The sequence below is a fragment of the Halomonas sp. BC04 genome (genome assembly GCF_000568385.1).
The window spans coordinates 1-9334 of the sequence record NZ_AZQX01000322.1 but is presented as its reverse complement, the minus strand read 5'-3'; the positions used below and the strand labels follow the sequence as shown (position 1 = coordinate 9334).

General features: G+C 63.8%; 5 protein-coding genes and 1 pseudogene. 4 read left to right on the top strand and 2 right to left on the bottom strand.

Translation table 11 applies throughout. The features are described from left to right. Nucleotides 1-8: 8 nt before the first annotated feature. On the top strand, nucleotides 9-497 hold the full coding sequence (gene rraA / locus Q427_RS21640) for a ribonuclease E activity regulator RraA (protein WP_043517213.1): 489 nt from the start codon (nucleotides 9-11) through the stop codon (nucleotides 495-497). A gap of 329 nt (nucleotides 498-826) precedes the next feature. Beyond that, nucleotides 827-2686 (top strand): glycerophosphodiester phosphodiesterase family protein, encoded by a 1860-nt coding sequence (locus Q427_RS21635; protein ID WP_081786142.1) that lies wholly within the window; start codon nucleotides 827-829, stop codon nucleotides 2684-2686. A 142-nt stretch (nucleotides 2687-2828) separates the two neighbouring features. Here Q427_RS21635 and Q427_RS21630 read toward each other — a convergent pair. Together Q427_RS21630 and ppsA are read right to left on the bottom strand one after the other, a co-directional pair. Next, nucleotides 2829-4258, bottom strand: a pseudogene (locus tag Q427_RS21630) (gamma-glutamyltransferase family protein). Between the two features lie 422 nt (nucleotides 4259-4680). Beyond that, nucleotides 4681-7053 carry a phosphoenolpyruvate synthase gene (gene ppsA, locus Q427_RS21625; RefSeq protein ID WP_043517211.1) on the bottom strand — a complete coding sequence of 791 codons (2373 nt, stop codon included), beginning with the start codon at nucleotides 7051-7053 and terminating at the stop codon, nucleotides 4681-4683. Between the two features lie 246 nt (nucleotides 7054-7299). On the opposite strand from ppsA, the gene ppsR reads away from it, so the two are divergent. Beyond that, nucleotides 7300-8133, top strand: a complete 834-nt coding sequence (gene ppsR, locus Q427_RS21620; RefSeq protein ID WP_043517214.1) for a posphoenolpyruvate synthetase regulatory kinase/phosphorylase PpsR — start codon at nucleotides 7300-7302, stop codon at nucleotides 8131-8133. Between the two features lie 3 nt (nucleotides 8134-8136). Continuing rightward, nucleotides 8137-8901, top strand: coding sequence for a DUF3750 domain-containing protein (locus Q427_RS21615; protein ID WP_043517209.1), 765 nt, complete (start codon nucleotides 8137-8139; stop codon nucleotides 8899-8901). Nucleotides 8902-9334: the final 433 nt, after the last annotated feature.

Here is a 9334-nt window from a genome sequence, read left to right as displayed (position 1 = left end):
AGCCGTCCATGAGCGCCATCATTACACCCGACATCTGCGACGCCCACCCCGAAGTACAGGTACTCGATCCCGTCTTCGTCAACTTCGGTGGCCGCGAGGCATTCTGCGGACCGGTGCGTACCGTGAAGTGCTTCGAGGATAATTCGCTGGTCAAGGAGGCGGCTGCCGAACCCGGCGATGGCGCGGTGCTGGTCGTGGACGCCGGCGGTTCGCATCGCTGCGCCATGCTGGGCGACATGATCGCCGAGCAGGCGGTCGACAACGGCTGGGCCGGCGTGGTGATGTACGGCTGCGTGCGCGATGTCGACGTGCTCGCCGAAACCGACCTGGGCGTTCAGGCGCTTGGCACCCACCCGCGCAAGAGCGACAAGCGCGGCGAGGGACAGCGAGATGTGCCGGTCACCTTCGCCGGCGTCACCCTGAAGCCCGGCCAGTGGCTGTATGCCGACAACAACGGCATCGTGGTCGCCGAAGAGCGCCTGAATCTGGAGGGGTGAGATAGTAGCGCTGCCAAGCTTTGCAACACCGCTGGGAGGCCTTCGGCCTCCACGGCAGGAAAAAACAGCTGTAGGAGGACGATTTATCGCACGACTGGCGCCGCAGGCGCCCGGCGGAGGCCACGGCGTTGGCGTTGGTCGCCACCATCGGCAACACCGCCGGGAGGCCTTCGGCCTCCAGTCGTGATCTGAAGAGTCTCCTACAAGATGGGGTGGCAGCGTTGGCGGTTATCACCACCCTCGCCCTTGCCTTATCCACTTTTTCAATGCCACTCTAACATCATGAATCCCAACAACTCGCTACCGTGCTGACACCATCTTCGCTGGCAATGGACGTGATGCGCAGCCTGCGCGAGCACTTGCGCCCGTTGGTGGCGTACCATCTATTCTTCACCCTGCTCGCTTCGAGCCTGCTGCTGCCGTCCGCTGCATGGGCCTTGACCAGCCTGCTTGGCCGCATCAGCCAACCGGTCATCACCAACGCGGAGCTGCTGGACCTGCTGCTGACGCCGTCCGGCATCCTCTGGGCGCTGGCGGCGATCGGCATCGTGTTCGTGGTGCTCTTCCTGCAGCAGGCGGGGATGATCCTGGTGGCGGTTCGACGCCGCAACAACCATTACCAGCTCGCTTTCATCGCCCTGTGGCAGACCCTGCATCGGGCGCCGGCGCTGATCGGGCTGGTGGTGTTTCAGGTGGGGGCCCACCTGCTGCTGATGCTGCCGGTGTTGCTGCTGCTCGGCTGGCTCTATGATCTGATCATCGGCGGACTCGACCCGTATTACGTGCTCCGGGTCCGCCCCCCTGCGTACTGGCAATACCTGGCCGCCGCCACGCCCCTGGTCGCGGGCTGGGCCTTCGTGGCGGCGTCGCTCTACTTCCGCTGGATCCTGGCGCTGCCCATCGTCACCCTGGAACAGACATCCCCACTGGCCGCCTTGAAACGCAGTCGCGAGCTGACCCGTGGCAGCAAGGGACGCGTGGCGCTCGTCGTGCTGGGCCTGCTGCTGGTGATCATTGCCCTGCCCTTCATCGCTTCCTGGATCTTCGATCGTATCTTCACGCCCATGCTCTGGTGGCTGCCGGAACGCAATGCGGTGCTGATTCCGGCCATGCTGGGCTACTTGACCGGCTATGTGCTGGTAACGCTGGCCATTACCTTCGTCGGTATCGCTGCCAACGCGCTGCTGTCGGCCTGCCTCTATCTGCGGCTGGCCCACCGGGAGCCCCGCCCCGCTCCACCGCCGCCAGACGCCCATCCTGGCCGCCTGGCCTGGGGCGTTGAGCTGGGGGTGGTGATCTTCGCCCTGGCCCAGGCCTGGTGGATCGTCAATAGTTTCGAGCTGCGTGATGACGTGACCAATATCGCCCACCGCGGCAGCTCCATGGCCGCGCCGGAGAATACCCTGGCGGCTGTCGAGCGGGCGATTGTGGACCGGGCAGACTACGTCGAGATCGACGTGAGATTGACCGCCGATGGTGAGGTCGTGGTCTACCATGATCGCAGCCTGCAGCGGCTCACCGGAGACCCCCGCAATGTCCGCGACCTGACGCTGGAGGAGCTGCAGGCCTTCGATGTGGGCAGCTGGTTCGGCGACGCCTTCATCGGCGAACGCATTCCCACCCTGGATGAGACGCTGGAGACGGTGAGGGGGCGCAGCGCCCTGATGATCGATATGAAGCCCGATCCTGGCGCTGAGCTCGCACTGGTTGAGGCGGTGCTGGAATCGATCCAGCGAGAAGCGACGGCAAGGGAACAGTGCCTGGAAATGCTCTCGCCGGCACAGTCAACGACCCGCTGCGGAAATCCCGATGTGATCAGCGAAACCCGCGTCGCGGTGATGTCACCGGGCGTCGTCCAGATGGTGAAGGAGCGGGAGCCCGAGCTTCGCGTCACTCTCCTGGCCCAACTGGTCATGCCGGGCACTCTGGAGCGGCGTGGCTTCGATGCACTGGGCCTGCGGCATAATCGCATCACCGAGAACGAGATTCGCCTGGCCCGTGAGCTGGGCTACGAGGTCCATGCCTGGACGGTCAACGACCGGGCTCGCATGTCGCAACTGATCGACCTGGGCGTGGACGCCATCATCACGGATTACCCGGACCGCCTTACCGAGCTGATGCGGGACCGTCGTGAACTCAGCGATGGCGCCCTGCTGCTGGTCAAGCTGCGCAACTGGTTGCGGAGGTGATTGTCAGTCACCCATGCCTCAGTCTCCCATGACGATGCCTTCACGCCGGGGATCGCTCCGCCGAAGAAGCCCTCCTCGGTTTTCATGATCGCCTGGAGCCCGCTTGTCAGTTCACGCTCGCTGGCCTCATGACCACGCTCGTTCAGGCTTCCAGCACCGATGCATCGAAGCGGCCCTCCTCCAGGAAAGCCGGCCCGCCGAGGGTGATGGCATGGGGCAGGTCGAGTGCCTCCTGGGCGTTCAGCCCCCAGTCAAGCATGGCCACCAGCGCCTTGGCCGTATAGTGGATGATCGCCGCTCCTCCCGGCGAGCCGAGGCTCGCAATCAGCTCATCGCTTTCCCGATCGAAGACCAGGGTCGGGCTCATGCTCGAACGCGGCCGCTTGCCGGCCTCCACCCGGTTGGCGATGGGGGTGCCATCGGCATCCAGGGGCCGGAAGGAGAAGTCCGTCAGCTCATTGTTGAGCAGGTAGCCGCCCGGCAGGCCGGTACCGCCATCGGCCAGCATGCGCGAGCCGAAGGCTGACTCGATGGTGGTGGTCATGGCCAGGCCATTGCCCGCCTCGTCGATGATGCTGATGTGGCTGGTGCCGTATTCCGGCTGGCTTGGCTGTACCGCCCAGGCAGTTTCGATGTCGCCGGGGTTGCCCGGCCGGGCGCCATTCGGCCCCATGCTCTGCTCCTCGATGAGCTCGGCACGCAGGGCGAGATAGTCGGGCTCGAGCATGGTGGTCCAGCGCCCTCCCGGGGGATCGACGAAGTCCGGATCGGCGATGTACTTGCCACGGTCGGCAAAGGCGAGGCGCGAGGCTTCCAGGAAGCGATGCGTCCATTCGACGCTCGGCTGGTCCTCTTCCAGGGGCGCCTCCAGTGCCGGCAGATGCTCCATGGTTCCCAGGATCTGCATGATGGTCAGGTGGCCCGACGACGGTGGCGGAAAGCCGCAGACACGATAGGCCTGCCAGTCGGTGCAGATGGGGTCGCGCTGCTTGGCGACATAGGTCGCCATATCCTCGAGGCTGATGGCGCCCGGACGATCCCGGTGGCCCTGGACCCGATGGACCAGGTCCTCGGCAATGTTGCCGGTATGCATCGCCTTGCTGCCATTTTCGGCAATCTTGCGCAGGATGGCGCCCAGCGCAGGGTTCTTGAGCAGATGCCCCTCCTCGAGGGGCTCCCCGGCTTCGTTATAGTAGAAGGCGCCGCCCCGTGAGTCGTCGCGTAGCCGCTCCTCCCCGGCCAGGCTGGTGTGTAGCCGATGGCTGACGGGGAATCCCTCTTCGGCGAGGGTGATGGCGGGGGCGAACAGCTCTGCCAGGGCAGCTTGCCATACTCACCGTGAGCCTTCTCCAGCATGCGCACGGTACCCGGCACGCCAACCGAAAGTCCGCTTGCCGCGGCATCCATGAACTCGAGCGGTTCGCCATCCCCATTGAGGAACAGCGATTCACTGGCGGCCCGAGGCGCCGTTTCGCGACCATCGAAGGCCGTGACGTCGCTGCCGTCGAAGTGCATCAGGAATGCACCGCCACCGATGCCGCTGGACTGGGGCTCCACCAGCGTCAGCACCATCTGCACGGCAATGGCGGCATCCACCGCCGAACCGCCGGCCCGGAGTACCTGGTAGCCGGCATCGGTGGCGAGCGGATTCGCCGCTGCCACCGCGAAGCGCTCGGTCGCCCGAGCCAGGCGTTCTCGCTGTAGCCGGACGCCTGTTCCGGATCGATGGCGGGGGCCGAGTACTCGAACGTAACGTCAGCAAGGGCGACAAGCGGCAAACCGAGCATGGTTGCGGATACAACGATGCCCAACCAGCTGCGGCGCAAAGAAACTGTCTGATGAACCATTTGAGGGCCCTCGGTAACTCCGTGTAAGAGGTATACAGCATAGGCGAAAAAAGGCCCGTTTGACGACAATCAAACGGGCTCTTGGGTGACTCGGTGTTGTCGCGACTATGCGATGGTTTCCACGCGTTGGTTTCTACGCGATGGCTTCTACGCGATGGTTTCTCCCGCCAGCATGAACCAGGTTTCCAGTACCGCATCCGGGTTCAAGGATACAGAGTCGATGCCCTGCTCCATCAACCACTTGGCCAGATCCGGATGATCGGAAGGGCCCTGGCCGCAGATGCCGACATACTTTCCCTGTGCCTTGCAGGCCTGGATTGCCATGGAAAGCAGCTTGAGCACCGCCGGGTTCCGCTCATCGAAGAGATGAGCGACGATGCCGGAGTCGCGGTCCAGGCCCAGGGTCAACTGAGTCAGGTCGTTGGAACCGATGGAGAAGCCATCGAAGTGCTCGAGGAACTCGTCGGCCAGCAGCGCATTGGCCGGCAGCTCGCACATCATGATGACCTTCAGGCCGTTGTCGCCCCGCTTCAGGCCGTTTGCGGCCAGCAGTTCTACCACTTCCCGCGCCTCGTCGGTGGTGCGCACGAAGGGCACCATGATCTCGACGTTGTCGAGGCCCATCTCGTCGCGCACCCGCTTCAGCGCCTTGCACTCCAGCTCGAAGCAGGGACGGAAGGCGTCGGAGATGTAGCGGGAGGCGCCGCGGAAGCCCAGCATGGGGTTCTCTTCCCCGGGCTCGTAGAGCTTGCCGCCGATCAGGTTCTCGTATTCGTTGGACTTGAAGTCCGATAGCCGCACGATGACGCGTTCCGGGTGGAAAGCGGCTGCCAGGGTCGAGATGCCCTCGACCAGCTTGTCCACGTAGAAGGTCACCGGGTCGGCATAGCCGGCGGTGCGCATGTCAATGGTCTGCTGCAGCTCCAGCGGCAGGGTGTCGTACTCGAGCAGCGCCTTGGGGTGAACGCCGATCATGCGGTTGATGATGAACTCCAGCCGCGCCAGGCCGACGCCGGCATGGGGCAGCCCGGCGAAGCCGAAGGCACGATCGGGGTTACCCACGTTCATCATGATCTTGAACGGGATCTCGGGCATGGCGTCGACGGTGGAGACGCGACGATCGTAATCGAGCAACCCTTCGTAGACGTGGCCGGTATCGCCTTCGGCACAGGAGACCGTGACGTCACGCCCATCCTGGAGGGTGTCGGTGGCATCGCCACAGCCCACCACGGCCGGGATACCCAGCTCACGGGCGATGATCGCCGCATGGCAGGTGCGGCCGCCGCGGTTGGTGACGATCGCCGAGGCGCGCTTCATGATCGGCTCCCAGTCGGGATCGGTCATGTCGGTGACCAGGACATCCCCAGCCTTGACCTTGTCCATATCGTCCGGCGAGAAGACGACCTTCACCGCACCGCGCCCGATGCGCTGGCCGATGGCCCGTCCGGTGACCAGGGTGCGGCCCTTCTCCTTGAGGTGGAAGCGCTCCAGCTTGCCGCCCTCCAGCTGGGAGACCACGGTCTCGGGGCGCGCCTGGACGATATAGAGCTCACCGTCGTCACCGTCAAGCGCCCACTCGATGTCCATGGGCCGGGCGTAGTGCGCCTCGATGGTCATCGCCTGGCGCGCCAGGGCCATGACCTGCTCGTCGTTGATGCAGAAACGGGCGCGATCCTTGAGGGGAACATCCACGGTGGAGACCGACTTGCCGGCACTGGCATCGTCGCCATAGACCATCTTGATCAGCTTGGAGCCCAGGTTGCGACGCAGCACGGCCGGGCGACCGGCGGCCAGGGTCGGCTTGTGTACGTAGAACTCATCCGGGTTGACCGAGCCCTGCACCACGGTTTCGCCCAGGCCCCAGGAGGCCGTGACGAAAACCGCGTCGCGATAGCCGGACTCGGTGTCCAGGGTGAACATCACGCCGCTGGCGCCGGTTTCCGAGCGCACCATCTTCTGGACGCCCGCCGACAGCGCCACATTCTCGTGGGCATAGCCACGGTGCACCCGGTAGGAGATGGCGCGATCGTTGAACAGGGAAGCAAAGACCTCGTGCACGGCTCGCTTGATGTTGTCGAAGCCTTCGATATTGAGGAAAGTCTCCTGCTGGCCGGCGAAGGAGGCATCGGGCAGGTCCTCCGCAGTGGCCGAGCTGCGAACGGCCGCCTTGAGATTGGGATGCTGAGTAGCCAGCTTGTCGTAGGCGGTGCGCAGGTGCTGCTCGAAGGTAGGAGGCAGTGGCGTGTCGATCACCCACTGGCGGATCTCGGCTCCGACACGCGACAGCTCGGTGACGTCGTCGACGTCGAGCCGGTTGAGGGCCTGGTTGATGCGCTCGTTGAGCCCCTCGTGGGCCAGGAACTCGCGATAGGCGTGGGCGGTGGTGGCGAAACCGCCGGGGACTGTGACGCCGGCTCCCGACAGGTTTGAGATCATCTCACCCAGGGAGGCGTTCTTGCCGCCGACCCGTTCCACGTCGTCCATGCCTAGCTGGTCGAACCACAGGATGTAATCTTCCACGAGACCCCCTTGATCTTCGAAGCCTTGTCACAGGCAAATGATGCAATGGTCGACACCTTAACCGGATGTTTCCATATTCGCCATTGGTCTAACATCGAAGTCACTGGAGGATTTTTACAACAGTTGCCCCTTTTCCTGCATTTTTGTAGTGGCTTGTGGACAGTGCAGCGAATAAACCACGCCTTGCCCGGGGCGCCAGCAGCCCCGACAATGGAAACGTCCCTATCAATGGAAATCGACCCTGCCATGCCACGTACCGCCTTCTTCATTTCCGACGGCACCGGCATCACCGCCGAAAGCCTCGGTCGCAGCCTTCTGGCACAGTTCGAGAATGTCGAGCTGCGCATGCTCACCAAGCCCTACATCGACACCGTCGAAAAGGCACGCACCCTGGTCGAGATCATCGAAGCCACGGCGGTACGTGACGGCGAGCAGCCGATCATCATCGACACCATCGTCGATGAAGGCATACGCGATGTGATACGCGGCGCCACCGGATTCAAGGTCGATATCTTCTCCACCTTCCTCAAGCCGCTGGAGCAGGAGCTGGGCACGCACTCCAGCTACAGCGTCGGGCGCACCCACTCCATCGGCAAGGATGAGGTCTACATGGACCGAATTCACTCTGTCCATTTTGCCCTGGACAATGACGACGGCGCCCGCACCCACCAGTACGATGAGGCGGATGTGATCCTGGTTGGGGTCTCCCGCTGCGGCAAGACCCCCACTTCGCTCTACCTGGCATTGCAATTCGGCATCCGCGCCGCCAACTATCCGCTCACCGAGGACGACCTCGACGAGAACGGCACGCTCAAGTTGCCCAAGGTGCTGGCGGCTCATCGGCACAAGCTCTTCGGACTGACCATCGATCCACGACGGCTGACGGCGATACGTCACGAGCGCCGGCCCAACAGTCGCTACAGCTCACTGGACCAGTGCGCCCAGGAAGTCGAACAGGCCGAGGCGCTCTACCGCCAGTTGCATATTCCCTTCATCGACACCACGCGCTTCTCCATCGAGGAGATTTCCACCCGCATGATCGCCGAGACAGGCTTGACACGGCGATTCTCGCCGCACTAGCCCATGAAAATAGTGCTGACTCTCCTCGTCGTGGTGGCGCTCTTCGGCGGGGGCCCCCTTTTCCTGTGGTGGCTCGGCGATATCGACGCTCGCGGCGACTGGCGAAGTGCCGATCGTACCAGTGCCGGGCTGGCGCCCGACCTGGAGAACACACCAACGGCCGTGGTGCAGATCTACTCCGCGCGGGCCTTCAATTGGCGAGGTATCTTCGCCGTGCATACCTGGGTCGCGACCAAGCCTGAGGGGGCTACGCAGTACACGATCCATCAGGTCACCGGCTGGGGGCGACCCACCCTTTCATCAAGACCGGGCACGCCAGACCGAGCCTGGTTCGGCAGTGTGCCCAGTGTCCATGCCACGCTCTGCGGGGCCGCTGCCGAACTCGCCATCGAACAGATCCAGGAAGTCCTGCCGACGTACCCCTACATGGACCGCTATCGTGCCTGGCCCGGCCCCAACAGCAATACCTTCGTGGCCTGGCTGATTCGCGAGGTGCCGGCGCTCGATGCCGCCCTGCCCTCCACCGCCATGGGCAAGGATTACCTGGGAAGCCAGCTCGTGGCACGCAGCCCGAGCGGCACCGGCATGCAGGTGTCGCTGGGCGGGTACCTGGGCGGCACCATTGGCCTGGATGAGGGGTTGGAAATTCACCTGGGAGGACTGGTGGTCGGCATCGACCCCCGCGCCCTGGGCATCAAGCTGCCCGGCGTCGGCACACTGGGATTGCTGAACAAACCGGAAGCCACGAGCCAGGCAGAGTGTCCATAGCGCCAGCTATTTGTAGGAGGAATCTTCAGATCACGACTGGAGGCGCAAGCCTCCAGTCGGTGTTACCAACGCCCGCGGCCATCACCGGCGTTTCAGCCTCCGCCGGGCGCCTGACGGCGCCAATCGCGATGGAAACTCGGGACGCCGAACCGAGCGCTCCAACAACGATTCTCTCCACCCACGGTGCCACGCCGTCTTGTAGACATGATGGATTGACCTGCCCCTCCTCAACGTCGTGGGTTACGTTGAAGTTGGGCAACAACACAGAGCCACTATTGAGGGAGGCAGGTCATGAAACAGTCTAACGCAACTCAACAGGTCGTTGTGGTACGTACCGCCGCTGAGCGACTCAACGCAGCCAGCTACGTCCATGCCGCTTATATCGGACTGGATGTTCACAAGGCTACCATCGCGGTCTCCATCGCCGAGGCGG